We start from the raw sequence: 479 nt of genomic DNA, 5'->3' as shown, positions 1-479 counted from the left end.
GCCATCTGCAGATCGGACTGGCGGAAGTTGTCGAGCAGCTCCATGCCCGTGATGGTCTCGGGCACGTAGAGCGCCGACTGCAGCGGCTGGGCCGACAGGTCGCGCACGTCCTCGCGCAGCGAGCGCGACAGCCACTGGCGGGCATTGAGCACGCCCAGCACGTTCTCCATGCCGCCGCGCACCACCGGGAAGCGGCCGTGGTCCGACGACTCGACGAGCCGCAGGTTCTCCTCGAAGCTGTCCTCCACGTCGAGCACCACCACGTCGGCGCGGGGCACCATCAGCGAGCCGATCTGGCGGTCGTCCAGGCGGAACACGTTGCGCACCATCTGGTGCTCGTGGGATTCGATCACGCCCGCGCTCGTGCCTTCGGCCAGCACGGCATGGATCTCGGCCTCGGTCACCGCGCTCGCGGTGTTCTCCTTCACGCCCAGCAACCGCAGCAGCGCCTGCGTGGAAACCGACAGCAGCTTCACGAA

At 68.3% G+C, this 479-nt stretch carries 1 protein-coding gene; it reads right to left on the bottom strand.

Annotation, left to right across the window (positions count from 1 at the left end):
• The coding region (locus tag KDL01_RS47155) for a CBS domain-containing protein (RefSeq protein WP_212534261.1) at nt 1-479 on the bottom strand (479 nt) is incomplete at both ends.

This window comes from Actinospica durhamensis (assembly GCF_018139695.1).
GTDB lineage: Bacteria > Actinomycetota > Actinomycetes > Streptomycetales > Catenulisporaceae > Actinospica > Actinospica durhamensis.
This window is presented reverse-complemented; position numbering and strand designations above follow the sequence as displayed.